Annotated in this window: 15 protein-coding genes; 12 read left to right on the top strand and 3 right to left on the bottom strand. The window is 73.8% G+C overall.

Features of this window, described 5'->3' with window-relative positions:
• Positions 1–57: 57 nt before the first annotated feature.
• The 10 genes from RMN57_RS08190 to RMN57_RS08145 all read left to right on the top strand — a co-directional run bounded on the left by RMN57_RS08190 (position 58) and on the right by RMN57_RS08145 (position 8,893).
• A complete protein-coding gene (locus RMN57_RS08190) occupies positions 58–735 on the top strand; it encodes a riboflavin synthase (RefSeq protein WP_313762722.1) in 678 nt (225 codons plus the stop codon).
• Positions 732–1,376 (top strand): nicotinamide riboside transporter PnuC, encoded by a 645-nt coding sequence (locus RMN57_RS08185; protein ID WP_380233751.1) that lies wholly within the window; start codon positions 732–734, stop codon positions 1,374–1,376. The genes RMN57_RS08190 and RMN57_RS08185 overlap by 4 nt, the downstream gene beginning before the upstream one ends.
• On the top strand, positions 1,373–2,632 hold the full coding sequence (locus tag RMN57_RS08180) for a bifunctional 3,4-dihydroxy-2-butanone-4-phosphate synthase/GTP cyclohydrolase II (RefSeq protein ID WP_313762721.1): 1,260 nt from the start codon (positions 1,373–1,375) through the stop codon (positions 2,630–2,632). Before RMN57_RS08185 ends, RMN57_RS08180 begins: the two co-directional genes overlap by 4 nt.
• An 86-nt stretch (positions 2,633–2,718) precedes the next feature.
• The gene (gene ribH, locus RMN57_RS08175; protein WP_313762720.1) at positions 2,719–3,189 is read left to right on the top strand and encodes a 6,7-dimethyl-8-ribityllumazine synthase; all 471 of its coding nucleotides are present in this window, start codon (positions 2,719–2,721) and stop codon (positions 3,187–3,189) included.
• 116 nt (positions 3,190–3,305) lie between these two features.
• The gene (locus tag RMN57_RS08170; RefSeq protein WP_030306151.1) at positions 3,306–3,578 is read left to right on the top strand and encodes a phosphoribosyl-ATP diphosphatase; all 273 of its coding nucleotides are present in this window, start codon (positions 3,306–3,308) and stop codon (positions 3,576–3,578) included.
• A 70-nt stretch (positions 3,579–3,648) separates the two neighbouring features.
• A complete protein-coding gene (gene hisG, locus RMN57_RS08165) occupies positions 3,649–4,497 on the top strand; it encodes an ATP phosphoribosyltransferase (protein WP_313762719.1) in 849 nt (282 codons plus the stop codon).
• 161 nt (positions 4,498–4,658) lie between these two features.
• Entirely contained in the window at positions 4,659–5,093 is a 435-nt protein-coding gene (locus RMN57_RS08160) for a PH domain-containing protein (RefSeq protein ID WP_313762718.1), read from the top strand.
• A 266-nt stretch (positions 5,094–5,359) separates the two neighbouring features.
• Positions 5,360–6,703, top strand: coding sequence for a hemolysin family protein (locus RMN57_RS08155; protein WP_313762717.1), 1,344 nt, complete (start codon positions 5,360–5,362; stop codon positions 6,701–6,703).
• Positions 6,700–7,746, top strand: a complete 1,047-nt coding sequence (locus RMN57_RS08150) for a hemolysin family protein (RefSeq protein WP_313762716.1) — start codon at positions 6,700–6,702, stop codon at positions 7,744–7,746. The genes RMN57_RS08155 and RMN57_RS08150 overlap by 4 nt, the downstream gene beginning before the upstream one ends.
• A gap of 163 nt (positions 7,747–7,909) precedes the next feature.
• On the top strand, positions 7,910–8,893 hold the full coding sequence (locus tag RMN57_RS08145; protein WP_313762715.1) for an NAD-dependent epimerase/dehydratase family protein: 984 nt from the start codon (positions 7,910–7,912) through the stop codon (positions 8,891–8,893).
• 66 nt (positions 8,894–8,959) lie between these two features.
• On the opposite strand, the gene RMN57_RS08140 is transcribed toward RMN57_RS08145, so the two are convergent.
• Entirely contained in the window at positions 8,960–11,071 is a 2,112-nt protein-coding gene (locus RMN57_RS08140; protein WP_380233757.1) for an AAA family ATPase, read from the bottom strand.
• Positions 11,072–11,442: 371 nt separating this feature from the next.
• Complete coding sequence (locus RMN57_RS08135; protein ID WP_313767743.1) at positions 11,443–12,021, bottom strand: hypothetical protein; 579 nt, start codon at positions 12,019–12,021, stop codon at positions 11,443–11,445.
• 321 nt (positions 12,022–12,342) lie between these two features.
• On the opposite strand from RMN57_RS08135, the gene RMN57_RS08130 reads away from it, so the two are divergent.
• Positions 12,343–13,506 carry an acyl-CoA dehydrogenase family protein gene (locus RMN57_RS08130; RefSeq protein WP_313762714.1) on the top strand — a complete coding sequence of 388 codons (1,164 nt, stop codon included), beginning with the start codon at positions 12,343–12,345 and terminating at the stop codon, positions 13,504–13,506.
• 270 nt (positions 13,507–13,776) lie between these two features.
• On the opposite strand, the gene RMN57_RS08125 is transcribed toward RMN57_RS08130, so the two are convergent.
• On the bottom strand, positions 13,777–13,914 hold the full coding sequence (locus tag RMN57_RS08125) for a hypothetical protein (RefSeq protein WP_313762713.1): 138 nt from the start codon (positions 13,912–13,914) through the stop codon (positions 13,777–13,779).
• A 658-nt stretch (positions 13,915–14,572) separates the two neighbouring features.
• Here RMN57_RS08125 and RMN57_RS08120 point away from each other — a divergent pair.
• The gene (locus RMN57_RS08120; RefSeq protein WP_313762712.1) at positions 14,573–15,391 is read left to right on the top strand and encodes a methyltransferase domain-containing protein; all 819 of its coding nucleotides are present in this window, start codon (positions 14,573–14,575) and stop codon (positions 15,389–15,391) included.
• Positions 15,392–15,479 lie beyond the last annotated feature (88 nt).

Raw genomic sequence — 15,479 nt, 5'->3', positions numbered from 1 at the left:
CCGTGTCCTCTCCCATGCCGCCCCGGAGTCCGCGCCCCAAGCGCGAGGAGAACCCGGGTGTTCACCGGCATCATCGAAGAGCTCGGCGAGGTCGTGTCGATCGAGGAGATCGGCGACTCCTCGCGAATCCGCCTGCGCGGCCCGGTGGTCTGTCAGGACGCGCACCACGGCGACTCCATCGCGGTCAACGGCGTCTGCCTGACCGTCGTCGACACCCCTGAGCAACTGGCTTCCGGCACCGGCGAGTTCAGCGCCGACGTGATGGCCGAGACGCTGCACCGTTCCAGCCTGGGCGAGTTGAAGCCGGGCTCCCGGGTCAACCTGGAGCGGGCGATGGCGCTCGGCGCCAGGCTCGGCGGCCACCTGGTGCAGGGTCATGTCGACGCCACCGGCTCGCTGTTGGGCCGCGAGCCGGGCGAGCGCGACGCGGACGGGAACCTCCGCTGGGAGGTGCTGCGCTTCTCGCTGCCGGCGGGCATCTCCCGCTACCTGGTGGAGAAGGGCTCGATCACCGTCGACGGCGTCAGCCTCACCGTGGTCGAGGCCGCCCGGGACAGCTTCACCGTCAGCCTCATCCCCGCGACCCTGGCGCTGACCACGCTGGGTGCCAAGACCGTCGGCGAGAGCGTCAACCTGGAGGTCGACGTCCTCGCCAAGTACGTGGAGCGCCTGCTGGAGTCGCGCACCCTGCCCGCCGGGCTCGCCCCCGCCGAGACCGTCGAGGACGCCTCGTGAACTGGCTCAACGGCACCGTCCACCTGGTCGGCCAGGACGTCTACCGGTCCGACATGATCGGCAACCTGCTCGGCCTGACCGCGCTGGCCCTCGGCTGGCGCCGCTCCCGGCTGACCTGGCCGGTCCAACTCCTCTCCGGCGTCGTCCTGGTGGGCGCCTACTGGTCCGCCCACCTGAGCGGCGGCGTCGGCAAGCAGATCGTGGTCATCCTCGCCGCCGTCTGGGGCTGGACCCAGTGGCAGCGGGGCAATCGCTCCGACGGGGACGTCGAAGTGCGGTTCGCGACCGGCCGTGAGCGCGCGGTGCTGGTCGCCGGTACGGCGCTGGGCACCCTGGCGGTCGGCACGCTCTTCACCGTCTACCCGCAGCTGTCCTGGGACGCCTGGCCGGACGCCTACATCTTCGTCGGCACGCTGGCCGCGATGGTGGCGCAGGCGCGCGGCTGGGTGGAGTTCTGGTTCGCCTGGGTCGCGGTCGACCTGGTCGGCGTCCCGCTCGCCTTCAACAACGGCCTGGTCTTCTCCGGCCTCACCTACAGCATCTACTTCGTCCTGGTGCTCCTCGGCCTGCGCGCCTGGTGGCAGCGCGGCCGCACGGTCCGCCCGGCGAAGGACACCGTCCTCCAGGGAGCCTCCGCATGAGCACCGACCGCGTCACCGAAGAAGACCTCGTGCTCGACCCGGTCGAGCGGGCCATCGCCGACATCGCGCTCGGCCGGGCCGTGATCGTCGTCGACGACGAGGACCGCGAGAACGAGGGCGACATCGTCTTCGCCGCCTCCGCCGCCACCCCCGAGCTGATGGCCTTCACCATCCGCTACAGCTCCGGCGTGATCTGCGCACCGATGACGGGCGAGGAGCTGGACCGGCTCAAGCTGCCCCCGATGACCCAGGTCAACGAGGACCGCAAGGGCACCGCCTACACCGTCTCGGTGGACGCCCGCGAGGGGGTCGACACCGGCATCTCGGCCGCCGACCGGGCCCGTACGGTCAGGCTGCTCTCCTCGCCCGGCACCGAACCGGGCGACCTCACCCGCCCCGGCCACGTCTTCCCGCTGCGCTCCGTCGAGGGCGGCGTGCTGGTCCGCCCCGGGCACACCGAGGCCGCCGTCGACCTGGCCCGGCTGGCCGGACTGCCCCCGGCCGGCGCCATCGCCGAGGTGGTCAACGACGACGGCACCATGGCCCGGCTGCCCGAGCTGGTCGCCTTCGCCCGCGAGCACGGTCTGGCGATCATCTCCATCGAGGACCTGATCGCCTACCGCCGCCGCACCGAGCTGCACGTGGACCGGGCCGCCGTCACCGCGCTGCCCACCGCGTACGGGGAGTTCACCGCGGTCGGCTACCGGGGCAGCATCGACGGCGTCGAGCACCTCGCCCTGGTCGCCGGCGGGCTGGACGCCGACGGCCGGCTGCCGGACGGCGAGGACGTGCTGGTCCGGGTCCACTCCGAGTGCCTCACCGGCGACGTGTTCGGCTCGCTGCGCTGCGACTGCGGCCCGCAGCTGGAGGCCTCGCTGCGCCGGGTCGCCGAGGCCGGCCGCGGCGTCGTCCTCTACCTGCGCGGGCACGAGGGCCGGGGCATCGGCCTGGCCCACAAGCTGCGCGCCTACGAGCTGCAGGAGCAGGGGCGCGACACCGTCGACGCCAACCTGGACCTCGGCCTGCCCGCCGACGCCCGCGACTACAGCATCGGCGCGCAGATGCTCGGCGACCTCGGCGTGCGCTCGCTGACCCTGCTCACCAACAACCCGGAGAAGCTCGCCGCGCTCACCGAGCACGGCCTGAAGGTCAAGGGCCGCGAGGGGGTCCAGCCCCCGGCCGGCGAGCACAACCTGCGCTACCTGCGCACCAAGCGCGACCGGATGGGCCACGACCTGCCCGGCCTCGACTCCTGAGGCCCGCGCCGTCCCGCCGGACAGCGCCCTCCCCACCTCACGCACCCCCCGATTCCACGTACCGCAGCACCGAAAGGGAACAGCAGATGAGCGGCCACGGAGCCCCCGAGCTGACCATCGAGAACGCCGCCGACCTCAAGGTCGCCGTGATCGCCGCCCAGTGGCACGAGCAGGTGATGAACGGCCTGCTGGACGGCGCGCACCGCGCGCTCAAGGAGCTCGGCATCGCCGAGCCGACCGTGCTGCGGGTGCCCGGCACCTTCGAGCTGCCGGTCGCCGCCAAGCGGCTCGCCGACCGCGGCTACGACGCGGTGATCGCCCTCGGCGTGGTCGTCCGCGGCGGCACCCCGCACTTCGACTACGTCTGCCAGGCCGCCACGGCCGGCCTCACCCAGGTCAGCGTCGACACCGGCGTCCCGGTCGGCTTCGGCGTCCTGACCTGCGACAACGAGCAGCAGGCGCTGGACCGCGCCGGCCTGCCGGGCTCCGCCGAGGACAAGGGCCACGAGGCGGTGACGGCGGCCGTCGCCACCGCCGCCGTGCTCCGCGCGCTCTGACCGACCCGCCCCGCACGGGCCCGGAACACCCCCCGGACCGTGGACGTCCACCGGACTGTCCACGGTCCGGAACCGTTTACCGCCTGTCAGCCCGCACGCCGTAAGGTGAGTCCATCATGGCTTCGAAGACATTCGAGGAGCTCTTCACCGAGCTCCAGCAGAAGGCCGCCACCGGCGACCCCTCGTCCTCCCGCACCGCGCAGCTCGTCCAGCAGGGCGTCCATGCGATCGGCAAGAAGGTCGTCGAGGAGGCCGCCGAGGTCTGGATGGCCGCCGAGTTCCAGTCGGACGAGCAGACCGCCGAGGAGATCTCCCAGCTCCTCTACCACCTTCAGGTGATGATGGTCGCCCGCGGGCTGACGCTCGACGACGTCTACAAGTACCTCTAGCACCCGGCCCCCTGCACCACGTCCAGGGCACGTGCACACCACCCCCCAACCAGGTAAGGAACTGACCTCCATGCTGCGCATCGCCGTTCCCAACAAGGGTTCGCTCTCGGGTCCTGCGGCGGAGATGCTCCATGAGGCCGGCTACCGCCAGCGCAAGGACCCCAAGGAGCTCGTCCTCGTCGACCCGGACAACCAGGTCGAGTTCTTCTTCCTGCGCCCGCGGGACATCGCGGTCTACGTCGGCTCCGGCCGGCTGGACGTCGGCATCACCGGCCGCGACCTGCTGCTGGACTCGCACTCCAACGCCGAGGAGGTGCTGGCCCTCGGTTTCGGCGGCTCCACCTTCCGGTTCGCCCGCCCGGAGGGCGTGGACGTCAAGGACGTGCAGGGCCTGGAGGGGCTGCGGATCGCGACCTCCTACACCGGCCTGGTCGAGCAGCACCTCGCCGACCACGGGGTGAAGGCCACCGTCACCAAGCTGGACGGCGCGGTGGAGACCGCGGTGCAGCTCGGCGTCGCCGACGTGATCGCCGACGTGGTGGAGACCGGCACCAGCCTGCGCAACGCCGGCCTGGAGGTGTTCGGCGAGCCGATCCTGGTCTCCGACGCCGTGGTGATCCGGCCCAAGGGCGCGGGCGAGGACCCGGCCGTCGACCAGTTCCTGCGCCGCCTGCAGGGCGTCCTGGTGGCCCGCCGCTACGTGCTGATGGACTACGACATCCGGGCCGAGAACGTCGGCGCGGCCGTCGCGCTCACCCCCGGTCTGGAGTCGCCGACCGTCTCGCCGCTGCACACCGAGGGCTGGGTGGCGGTCCGGGCGATGGTGCTCCGCAAGGAGGCCCAGCGGATCATGGACGACCTGTGGGGCATCGGCGCCCGGGCCATCCTGGTCACCAACATCCACGCCTGCCGCCTCTGACCCTCCCGCCTCTGACCCTCCCGCCTCTGAGCCTCCCGCCGGGAGCCGCCCGCCGATCCCGGAGGGCGGGCGGCAGCCGGGAGGTAAGCACCGGTTCAATGGGGCGGGGCCGCCGACTCCGGCGCCCCGCCCCCTTCCCTGAACGACCCCGGAGAACCCACGTGACCACCCCCGCCGAGCTCCCCGTCACCTGGGCCCCGCGCCGCACCCGTGCCGTGCTGCTGCCGGTCTGCGGCCTGCTGGTGGTGATGTTCGCGGTGATCGCCGTGGCGCTGCCGGCGAACTGGCAGCTCAACGACCGGATCATGATGGTGCTCAGCGGGCTGCTGTTCGCGGCCGCCGGCGTCATGCTGGCCCGCCCGCGGGTCAGCGCCGACGCCGAGGGAGTCACCGTCGTGAACTTCGTCCGCAGCCGCCGGCTGGCCTGGGCCGAGATCGTCCGGGTCAACTTCCGCCAGGGCGACCCGTGGGCGACCCTCGACCTCGCCGACGGCACCTCGCTCGCTGCCGTGGGCATCCAGTCCGGCGTCGGCAAGGCCCAGGCGATCGCGGACGCCCGGGCGCTGCGCGACCTGGTCGAGGGCCACGGCCGCTGAGCCGCCGAGCCGCCGGACCCCGCCGCCGGACCCTGCCGCCGAGCCCCGCCGCCGAGCCCGGCCGGCGGCCCCGCCCCGGTGGGTCCGAACACCGGGCCGACGGCCGTACGGGTATCGTCTACGCTGGTAAAAGCAGGGCAAAGGCGCCCACCCGGGCTGCGCCCTGCCCGAGAACGACCTGAGGAGTGACTCCCCCCGTCCATGGACGATCCGTCCGGTAGTACCTACGCCGCCCCACTTCCGGCCACCGGAAGGCAGGCGGCACTGTGATCACCGCCTGGCTGCTGCTGTTCGCGGCCTTCCTGCTCATCCTCGCCAACGGCCTCTTCGTGGCCGCCGAGTTCGCCTTCGTGACCGTCGAGCGCGGGGCCGTCGAACGCTCCGCCGCGGCCGGCGACGCCAAGTCCGCCCGGGTCTCCAGGGCCCTGCGGCACCTCTCCTTCGAGCTCTCCGGCGCCCAGCTCGGCATCACCGTCACCTCGCTGGTGGTCGGCATGCTCGCCGAGCCGGCGCTCTCCGTCATCCTGGGCCCGGTCTTCACCGGGATCGGCCTCTCCGAGGGTGCCGCCCGCGGTGCCGCGGTGATCGTCGGCATGGTGATGGCCACCGTCGTGCAGATGGTGATCGGCGAGCTGGTCCCGAAGAACTGGGCGATCTCCCGGCCGCTCCAGGTGGCCCGCTCGGTGGCCGCCCCGCACATGGCCTTCTCCTACGTCTGCCGCCCACTGATCAGCTTCCTGAACGGCTCGGCCGACCGCACCGTGCGCGCCTTCGGCATCGAGCCGCAGGAGGAGCTGGGCCACGCCCGCACCCCCGCCGAGCTGGTCTCGCTGGCCCGGCACTCGGCCAGGGCCGGCGCGATAGACGAGGAGTCGGCCACGCTGTTCGTGCGGACCCTCGGCCTGAGCGAGCTCACCGCCGAGTCCGTGATGACCCCGCGGGTCGACGTCGCCGCCCTCCAGCGCGACGCCAGCGCCGCCGACGTGGTCAACCTGACCCGGGCCACCGGCCTCTCCCGCTTCCCGGTCTACGCCGACAGCCTGGACGAGGTCACCGGCACCGTCACGCTCAAGGACGCCCTCGCCGTGCCGCCCGCCGACCGCGCCTCGGTGCGGGTCGTCGACCTCGCCGTGCCGCCGCTGCTGGTGCCCGAGACGCTCCCGGCCGAGCGGCTGCTCGACCAGCTGCGCCGGCTCCAGCCGATGGCCATCGTGGTCGACGAGTACGGCGGCACCGCCGGCGTCGTCACCGTCGAGGACATCGTCGAGGAGATCGTCGGCGCGGTGCAGGACGAGCACGACCCCGCCGACACCCCCGACCTGGTCCCGCTGCCGCCCGTCGACGGGCGGCCCGTCTGGGCGGCCGACGGCCGGGCCCGGATCGACCAGCTGGAGGGCATCGGCCTGCACGCCCCCGACGGGCCGTACGAGACGCTGGCCGGCCTGGTCGCCGACCTGCTCGGCAAGCTGCCGGCCCCCGGCGAGCAGGCCGAGCTGCCCGGCTGGCGCTTCACCGTCGAGGCGGTCGACCGCCACCGCACCAGCCGGGTCCGGGTCGAACGCACCGGCGAGCAGCACCGCACCGGCAAGGACGAGGACGGCACCCGATGACCGCGCTCCAACTGGCCGTCGCCATCCTGCTGCTGCTCGGCAACGCCTTCTTCGTCGGCGCCGAGTTCGCCGTCGTCTCGGTCCGCCGCAGCCAGATCGAACCGCTGGCCGAGGCCGGCAACCGGCGTGCCCGCACGGTGCTGCACGCGCTCTCCAACGTCTCCGCCATGCTCGCCGCCGCCCAGCTCGGCATCACCGTCTGCTCGCTGGGCCTCGGTGCCCTCGCCGAGCCGACCATCGCCCACCTGCTGGAGGGGCCGTTCCACGCGTTCGGCGTCCCGTCCGGCCTGATGCACCCGCTCTCCTACGGCATCTCGCTGGCGGTGGTGGTCTTCCTGCACATGGTGATGGGCGAGATGGTGCCGAAGAACATGGCGATGGCCGGACCGGAGAAGGCCGCGCTCTGGCTCGGCCCGCCGCTGGACCGGCTCGCCCGCTGGCTCGCGCCGGTCATCCGGGCCCTGAACGCCTTCGCCAACGGCGTGCTCAGGCTGTTCCGGGTCGACGCCAAGGACGAGGTCGAGTCGGTCTTCACCACCGAGCAGCTGATGTACCTGCTGGTCGACTCCCGGGACGCCGGCCTGCTCGACGAGGACCGCCAGGAGCGCCTGGAGGACGCCCTGGAGCTGGGCCGCCGCCCGGTGACCGACGTGCTGCTCAAGCCGGAGCAGCTGGTCACGGTGGACACCAAGGTCACCGCGGCGCAGGTCGAGGAGCTGGCGCTGCGCACCGGCTTCTCGCGCTTCCCGGTCACCGACGGCGACCCGGCCGGCCACGGCTACCTGGGGTACGTGCACCTCAAGGACGTCCTGGACGTCGAGGACCGGTCGGCCCCGGTCCCGGCCCGCCTCTGGCGGCCGATCACCGTGCTGCGCGGGTCGCTCCCGCTGGACGACGCGCTCGGCGCGATGCGCCGGGCCACCTGCCACCTGGCCGCCGTGCTCGACCAGGACGGGCGGACCCTCGGCGTGGCGATGCTGGAGGACGTGCTGGAGGAGCTGGTCGGCGAGATGCACGACCCGGACCACCGCACGATGGCCTGACCGGCGCTCCGTTCCCGGCCGCCCCCACGTGGGGTGCGCCCCCGGCGGTCGGCTCCCGGCCGGTCCGCCCCGCCACCCTTCGACCGCCGCCATCGCTCTGGGCGATTCTGCTCTGAGCATGAAGCCGTTCCCATGCCGACCACCCGCGTGCAGGGTGGTCGGCATGAGGCTTCTGCTGCTGGGCGGAACGGAGTTCGTCGGACGCGCCCTCACCGAGGACGCACTGGCACGGGGATGGGAGGTGACGATCTTCCACCGGGGGACGCACGCGCCGCCGCAGGGCACGCACGCCCTGCACGGGGACCGCACGGCCGAGGGCGGTCTGGCCGCGCTGGCCGAGGGGGAGTGGGACGCCGTGGTGGACACCTGGGCGGGCGCGCCCTCGGTGGTGCGGGACAGCGCCCGGCTGCTGGCCGACCGGGTCGGCCACTGTGCGTACGTGTCGAGCCGGTCGGTGTACGCCTTCCCGGTGCCGGCGGGGTCCGCCAGGGGCGAGGACGCCCCGCTGGTGGAAGGCTCGCCCGACGACGGCGAGATGCCGTACGCGGAGTCCAAGCGCGGCGGCGAGCTGGCGGTGCTGGACGCGTTCGGGGAGCGCGCGCTGCTGGTGCGGGCCGGGCTGATCGTCGGCCCGTACGAGAACATCGGCCGGCTCCCCTGGTGGCTCAACCGGGTCGCCCGCGGCGGCCCGGTGCTCGCCCCGGGGCCGCGCGACCTCGCGCTGCAGTTCGTGGACGTCCGCGACCTCGCGTCCTGGACCCTGGACGCGCTCGAAGCGGGCCGGTCCGGCCCCTACGACCTGGTGAGCCCGCCCGGGCACGCCACCATGGCCGAGCTGCTGGCGGAGTGCGTCCGGGTCACCGGCGCCGACGCCGAGCTCCGCTGGAAGGATCCGGAGGCCGTGCTCGCGGCAGGTGTCGAGCCCTGGTGGGAGCTGCCGTTCTGGCTCCCGCCGGGCGAGCTCCTCGACGGCATGTACGGCGCCGACGTCAGCCGGGCGCTGGCGGCGGGCCTGCGCTGCCGCCCGGTGGCGGAGACGGTCGCCGACACCTGGGCCTGGTTGCAGGCCATCGGCGGCACGGCTCCGCAGCGCCCGGACCGGCGGGTGGTCGGCCTGGAGCCGGAGCGCGAGGCGAAGCTGCTCTGAGGGCGCTGCCCGGCGGATCGGCCCCGGCCGGTGCGCACCGCCGACCGGCGGCCGGGGTGCGGTGGATCAGCCCCGGCCGTCGATCAGCTCGCCGTAGGCCTGGACGAGGTCCGGCAGCCGCAGGGTGGCCAGGTCCTCGCGGCCGGGCGGTTCACGCAGCAGGGTGAGCCGCAGGTCCCGGTAGGCGCAGGACTTCTCGTACAGGGTGCGGATGAACCGGCCGTTGCCGAGCTCGTCGATCCAGCCCTCGCGGACCACGTGGGTGCAGATGCTGGCCAGCTCCTCCGCGGCGTCCTCGTCCCAGCCGTCGCCGTCCCGGTCGGCCAGCGCCGCACCGATCGCGGTCAGCTCGCCGGGGCGGTAGCTGGGGAAGTCCACCCGGGTGGTGAAGCGGGAGTTGAGGCCGGGGTTGGTGGCGAGCAGCCGGTTCATCCCCTCCGGGTAGCCGGCCAGGATCACCACCAGCCGGTCGCGGTTGTCCTCGGCCCGCTTCAGCAAAACCTGCAGCGCCTCGTCACCGTACGCGTCGCCCTTGCTGTAGCCGGAGTTGGAGAGGCTGTAGGCCTCGTCGATGAAGAGCACGCCGTCCAGCGCGGAGTCGATGAGCTCGTTCGCCTTCACCGCCGTCTGGCCGAGGAACTCGCCCACCAGGTCGGCCCGTTGGGCCTCGACGAGGTGATCGCCGGAGAGCAGGCCGAGGGCGTGGAAAACCCGCCCGAGGATGCGCGCGACGGTGGTCTTGCCGGTGCCGGAGGGGCCGGAGAAGACGAAGTGCCGCTTGGGCGGCTGGACCGGCAGGCCCTGTGCGGCCCGCAGCCGGGACATCCGCAGCTGGGCGGAGAGCGCCCGGACCTGCCGCTTGACGGGTTCCAGGCCGACCATCCTGGAGAGCTCGGCCAGGGCGGCGTCCAGCTCCTGCTCGCTGCCGGCCCGGCCGGCGGGGGCGAAGGCGTCGGCCGTCCGGGGCAGCGCCTCGCCGCGGGCCGGGCCGGTGCCGCCCGTGGCCGCGGGGGCGAGCGGCGGGACGGCCGGGCCCGAGCGCTCGCCTGCGGGCGCGGCCTGGCCCGGCGGCAGCGGGGCGCCGGCCGCTCCGGGCGTACCGGGTCTGGGCGCCGGGTCGGCGCCGCCGGCGTCCTGCTCGGCCGGGAGCGGCCCGGACGGCGCCCCGCCGGCGTAGGCCTCCGTGGAGTAGGCCTCGGCGGGGCAGGCCTCGGCGGAGCCGGCCCCGCCGACGAACGCCCCGGGCTCGAACCCGGCGGCGTCCTGGCCCCCGGCCCCCACCACGTCCGGATCGGCCACGGAGCCCGGCCCGTCGGTGTCGAACGCGATGTCGCCGGCCGCCGTGCCCGCCTCGCGCCCGGCCGCGCCCACGGCGTCGAGCAGCGCGTCCCCCAGGCCGTCCTCGGCCGCGATGGCCGCGAGCCGCGTCGCGGTGTCCATGAACGCCGGATCGGCCCGGTGCACCGCCCGGTAGAGCGGTAACGCGGCGGCGCTGCGCCCGGCCCCCTCGTACGCCCGGGCCAGCCAGTACCGGAGCTCCTTGCGCTGCGGCTGCTCGGAGCGGCAGCGGGCGAGCGAGGCCGCCAGCGGAGCCTGCGCCTGCGCGCACATGTCCAGCCGGACCCGGGCCATGCCGGCGAACAGCCCGGCCTCGATGCCGAGCAGCGGGTCGTCCAGCAGCCGGTCGGTGTCGCGGATCAGCTGCTCCCAGTCCTTCAGCAGGTAGGAGCGGCAGGCGTGCAGGAAGCGGGCCGACGGGTCCTCGCCGGGGGACGGGCACTGCTCCAGCGCCTGGTCCAGCTCGGAGAGGTGGCGGCCGTCCAGCCAGTGCGAGGCGTGGGCCAGGGCGAGGTCCCGGGCGTCCTCCAGTACCGGCTGGACCCACCAGCCCAGCCAGTACCAGGAGCTGAGCGGCCGGCCGTGGCGGCGGCGCTGCTCGCCGAATCGTTTCTGGCTCCGGTACATCGCCAGCAGGGCGCCGGAGGTGTCGCTGCGCAGCGCGTGCAGGCCGAGCCAGGCGTCGGCCATCCCCGGGTCCAGCCGGACGGCGGTCCGGAACTCCTCCTCCGCGCGGGCGTACGCTCCCGCCGTGTAGGCGTCCATCGCGCGCAGCCAGGCGCGGTCGGCGAGCCGGTTCGGCGCCGGGCCGCCCGCGTTGTTGCTGTCGGAACTATCCACCGTCGTCACTCACGCCCCCCGCGGTGTGCCTCGGGGCTCGGCCGGCGTCGGAGTCGTCGCGCGCGGAGCCGGCCGGTGGTCGAACGCCCCCGGGACGCATATGCGCCTCCCGGAAATCGTACCGGCGCGGGGCTGATCCGGAAGGGTGCCGCGCGGGGTCAAATGCGATCGAGGGCGCGGGCGTTGGGCTTCCGCAGGGACCACGGGGGCCCGGGAGGGCGCACCGGCGCGTGCAGGCGGCGCACGCGGCGCGCGACGGGGGGACGGCACCCCCGGCTCACGGGGGAACAAGCCGGGGGTGCCGAGTCGAGGTGTTGCGCGATCCGTGGACGCGGCAACACCGGAAACCTAATTCCTGGCGATACCGCAGGTCAAGGGCTTGTTGAAGGTTCACCGACGGTGCTCGGGGTGATCCGCCCGGTCACTCCGTCGACCCGCGTCGCGGCGTACGGGCGGCTCGGGTCGGCGGCGAAATGCGCTGTTTCGGCCTGCGCCCAGCCCTCCCAGAACTCCGCCAGCGCCGGGCCGTCCCGCTGCTCGCCGCGCCGCCGGGCGTCCTCGGCGGCCAGCTCCATCCAGACCACCCGCGCGAGCCACGGCCGCACCGCGCGCCGCCCGGCGCCGACCCCCTCCACCAGGACCACCGGCGCGCTCGGCACCGCCGCCGTCGAGGCGAAGCGGCGCAGCGTCCAGTCGTACACCTCGTACGCGGCGTCCCGGCCGGCCGCCAGCGGCTCCAGCACCTGCCCGCGCAGCCGCCCGGTCCAGCCGAACGGCTCCGCGTGGGTGGCCAGGTCGTCCAGGTGCACCACCGGGGCCCCGCCGAGTGCGGCGGCCAGCCGGCCGGCGAAGGTGGTCTTGCCCGACCCGGCGTGGCCGTCCACCGCGACCAGCCGCACCGGCCCGCAGGACGGCGCGAGGGCGCGCAGCTCGGCCGCGAGCGCGGCCAGCTCCGCGGCGGACTCCCCGGAGCCGCCCCCCGCCCGCCGGGCGGCGCCGCCGGCGGTGCGGACGTCGGACCTGTCCCCGGACGGGGGTTCGAAGGTTTCGGAAGCAGCCACAATGGCCACCCTACGGCGGCCCACAGGCCGATACGGACAGTGATCCCCCGCAGGTCGTGACGGCAGCGCCGGGAATCGGGCATACTCGCATCGCCACGCTTGTGAACGGCCGTTCACCGCAATCCGGTGCCGGTCGGCCCGACCAGCCACACCCGCGTCGGGCCCGCCACTCCAGGGCCCGGTGCCCGAACGAGGAGGCGACCAGCCGCCATGACCACCTCCCCTGTGAAAGCCGTGGACCGTCAGCTCCCCAGCGAGGAGGCCCGCGAGCTGCTGGGCCTGACCCGCGAGCTGGTCCAGCGCGAGCTGCTGCCGCGCGCGGCGGAGGACGAGGCCACCGGCCGCTTCCCGCGCGAGGTCTTCCGCACCCTCGGCGCGGCCGGTCTGCTCTCGCTCCCGTACGAGGAGAAGTACGGCGGCGGCGACCAGCCGTACGAGGTCTACCTCCAGGTGCTGGAGGAGCTGTCGGCCGGCTGGCTGGCGGTCGGCCTCGGCGTCAGCGTGCACACGCTCTCCTGCCACGCCCTGGCCACCTTCGGCACCGAGGAGCAGCGCGCCGAGTGGCTGCCGGGCATGCTCTCCGGCGACCAGCTCGGTGCGTACTGCCTCTCCGAGCCGCAGTCCGGCTCGGACGCCGCGGCGCTGCGCACCCGCGCCGACCTGGACGGCGACGACTACGTCGTGAGCGGCACCAAGGCGTGGATCACCCACGGCGGGCAGGCCGACTTCTACAGCGCGCTGGTGCGCACCGGCGAGCCGGGCGCGCGCGGCATCAGCTGCCTGCTGGTGCCGGGCGTCACCGCCGGCCTCTCGGCGGCGCCGCCGGAGCAGAAGATGGGCATGCGCTCCTCGCCGACCGCCCAGCTGCACTTCGACGGTGCCCGGGTGCCCCGCGAGCGGCTGGTCGGCACGGAGGGGCAGGGCTTCCAGATCGCGCTTGCCGCGCTGGACTCCGGCCGCCTCGGCATCGCGGCCTGTGCGATAGGCGTGGCCCAGGCCGCGCTGGACCTCGCCGTCGACTACGCGCGCACCCGCCGCCAGTTCGGCCGGCCGATCGCCGACTTCCAGGGCCTGTCCTTCATGCTGGCCGACATGGCCACCCAGATCGAGGCCGGCCGCTCGCTCTACCTGTCCGCCGCGCGGCTGCGCGACGCGGGCCGCCCGTTCTCCAAGGAGGCGGCGATGGCGAAGCTGTTCTGCACCGACACCGTGATGCGGGTGACCACCGACGCGGTGCAGGTCCTCGGCGGCTACGGCTACACCCAGGACTTCCCGGCCGAGCGGTACATGCGCGAGGCCAAGGTGCTGCAGATCGTCGAGGGGACCAACCAGATCCAGCGCCTGGTGATCGGCCGTCACCTGACCAAGGGCTGATCCCGTCGCCGGCCGGCCCGACCGCGGCCGGCTGTCGTGCGCGACTGTGGCCCGTCCGGGAATCCCCGGACGGGCCACGGCCGTTCTGCGGGGATTTCGTGGGCGTCCCGGAGGGGGGCGGAACGTCCGCGTGGAATTCCGGGAACGCCGTGGGGTGCATTCCCGGAGCCGCCCCGGGAATCCCCGGTCCGGGGTAGCGGAAAGCGGCGGTTTCCGGGGCGGGGAGTACCCGCCCCGGAAACCGCCGGGGTGCCGCGGAGCGGCGCCTGGTCAGGCCGCGATCTTCCCCATCTGGAATTCACGGTCGGCGGCGTCGTCGCTCTGCAGCTCGGCCACCCAGGCCTCGAAATCGGCGATCTCCTCCAGGCTCGGCGCCGGACGGACCGCCTCGATGAGGGCAGTGCTCATGGAAATGTCACCCCCGTTCATCCTGAGTGCCCGATGTGGGCGAGAAGGGCCCTGATCAGGGCTTCTTCGTCAGGTTGATGTCGTACTCGGTCACCCAGGCCTCGAAGGCCGCGAGCTCCTCGTCGGTCGGAGCGGTACGCGTAGCCATGTTTGTCACCCCCGTTCGTGCGATATGTTCCGGAAATCGGGAGGGAACGCCCCGGAATGCCCGTCGGGGTCATGGGGGCGTCTCCCGGATCGGCGCTCAGATTCAGCGCATCTTCATCGAGTTGATGTCGTACTCGGTGACCCAGGCCTCGAAGGCCGCGATCTCCTCGTCGGTCGGAGCCGGACGGGTAGCCATGAATTTCCACCCCCTTTCCTTGATCGACTGCGGGGCGACGCTAGCACGTTGCATGTCCACATCAGCAACGTGATGCGGGTCACATGCCCGGAGCGTTTGCGGTGATCGTCACTCTCGACTGCGTACATGTCATGACGTAGAGTCTGGCGAAGATCATCCAGTCGACGCCGACGGGGTGCCGGAGTACCGCGCCCCAGGTCGGCCGGGCCGCAGCACGCCTGTGCGCGAGCCGGGACCGCGGACATCCGAGCGCCAGTGAAGCGCCGTCACCGGGCATACCGGTCCGTCGACCTGCACATCGGAGGGGGAGTCCCAATGCCTGTCGAGGCGATCGGAGCCGACCTGCGTGCCTTCGCGGCCGTGGACGAGGCCGAGGATCCGCTGCCGCTGATCCGGGCGCTGGACGAGGGCAAGGCCTACCCGGGCATGCGGACCGCCGAGGAGGCCATCGCGGCCGCGCTGCGGCTGGAGGGCGCCACGGCGGTGCTGGACGTCGGCTGCGGGCTGGGCGCCGACGCGATCGCGATGGCCGGGCGGGTGCCGCAGGGCGCCCGGGTCACCGGGCTCGACCTCAGCCGCACCATGGTCGCCGAGGCCCGGCTGCGCGCCGCCCGGGCCGGCGCGGCGGTCTCGTTCGAGGTCGGCAGCGCGCTCGAACTGCCCTTCTCGGACGGCGAGTTCGATCGTTGCCGGGCTCAGACGCTGCTGCAGCACGTGCCCGATGCGCCGCGCGCGATCGCCGAGATCGCCCGGGTTCTGCGGCCCGGCGGCCGAGCGGTGGCCTTCGAGTTCGACCTCGGCACGACCGTGCTCGACCACCCCGACCGGGCGACCACCCGGACGATCCTCGACTACGTCACCGACGCGGCGCTCCAGGGCTGGATCGGCCGTCAGCTGCCCCGGCTCTACCGGGAGGCCGGCTTCACCGAGGTCACGGTCCACCCGCACCCGGTCCCCAACGACTTCGCGTTCTTCCTGTTCACCATGCGGAGGCCACTCGCCCAGCTGGTCAAGGACCGGGTGCTGACCGCCCGCCAGGTGATCGCCTGGAAGGACCGGCTGGAGCAGCTCCACGAGGACGGTCACTACCTCGGCGGCACCACCGGTTACCTGGTGTCGGCCACCAAGGCCTGACCCCGCACCGGCGCCCCCGGCCCACCGCGCCCCCGCCGGCCCTCTGCCCGGCCCCGGCCCCGCCGCGCCCCCGAGACCTCCCGGCCCG

This window comes from Kitasatospora sp. CM 4170 (genome assembly GCF_032110285.1).
GTDB lineage: Bacteria > Actinomycetota > Actinomycetes > Streptomycetales > Streptomycetaceae > Kitasatospora > Kitasatospora aburaviensis.
Note: the sequence above shows the minus strand (reverse complement) of the source record. Positions and strands in the feature narration are given on the sequence as shown.

Coding starts and splice junctions, on each gene's coding strand:
- RMN57_RS08180 (WP_313762721.1), top strand. CDS start 1,373: ATGAGCACCGACCGCGTCACCGAAGAAGACCTCGTGCTCGACCCGGTC.
- ribH (WP_313762720.1), top strand. CDS start 2,719: ATGAGCGGCCACGGAGCCCCCGAGCTGACCATCGAGAACGCCGCCGAC.
- RMN57_RS08170 (WP_030306151.1), top strand. CDS start 3,306: ATGGCTTCGAAGACATTCGAGGAGCTCTTCACCGAGCTCCAGCAGAAG.
- hisG (WP_313762719.1), top strand. CDS start 3,649: ATGCTGCGCATCGCCGTTCCCAACAAGGGTTCGCTCTCGGGTCCTGCG.
- RMN57_RS08150 (WP_313762716.1), top strand. CDS start 6,700: ATGACCGCGCTCCAACTGGCCGTCGCCATCCTGCTGCTGCTCGGCAAC.
- RMN57_RS08145 (WP_313762715.1), top strand. CDS start 7,910: ATGAGGCTTCTGCTGCTGGGCGGAACGGAGTTCGTCGGACGCGCCCTC.
- RMN57_RS08130 (WP_313762714.1), top strand. CDS start 12,343: ATGACCACCTCCCCTGTGAAAGCCGTGGACCGTCAGCTCCCCAGCGAG.
- RMN57_RS08125 (WP_313762713.1), bottom strand. CDS start 13,914: ATGAGCACTGCCCTCATCGAGGCGGTCCGTCCGGCGCCGAGCCTGGAG.
- RMN57_RS08120 (WP_313762712.1), top strand. CDS start 14,573: ATGCCTGTCGAGGCGATCGGAGCCGACCTGCGTGCCTTCGCGGCCGTG.